Source organism: Ensifer sp. NM-2 (assembly GCF_003024455.1).
Taxonomy (GTDB): domain Bacteria; phylum Pseudomonadota; class Alphaproteobacteria; order Rhizobiales; family Rhizobiaceae; genus Ensifer; species Ensifer canadensis.
Genome location: NZ_PVZR01000129.1, coordinates 1 through 482, shown reverse-complemented (window position 1 = coordinate 482; position 482 = coordinate 1). Strand labels below are relative to the sequence as shown.

The window sequence follows — 482 nt, the reverse complement described above, 5'->3', positions numbered from 1 at the left end:
CGGCATGGGGAGAGCACCGCGAACGAAGCCGGCACCTTCACCGGGCTCCTCGACGTCCCGCTCACGCACCGCGGCGAACGGCAAGCATCCGCAGCCGGACAGCTCCTCCGGTCGAACCACATCACGCCGGACGTCGTGGTCACCTCCACATTGCGCCGTGCCGTCCGCACCGCCGAACTGGTCTGCGACGCCCTCGGGACACAGCTGCCCACGGAAGCGGTGTGGCAGCTCAACGAACGCAACTACGGTGCCCTGACCGGGATGACGAAGACCGACGCCCGTCGGATGCTCGGTGACGACGAGTACGTGCGGCTCCGCAGGTCCCGTACCGGCACACCGCCACCGATGTCGCTGCACCTATGGGAGGAACTGCGGTCGAGCTCCGCGCTGCGCGGCCTGCCCGACGGCGCCCTCCGACGCACCGAGGCACTCTCGGACGTCATCAAGCGGGTCCGCCCCGTCTTGCACGACCGGCTCCTGCC

Annotated in this window: 1 protein-coding gene; it reads left to right on the top strand. The window is 69.9% G+C overall.

Going from position 1 to position 482, the window contains the following annotated elements:
• Positions 1–482 (top strand): 2,3-bisphosphoglycerate-dependent phosphoglycerate mutase (locus C6558_RS39115; RefSeq protein WP_146161019.1); only part of this gene is annotated, 482 nt, incomplete at both ends.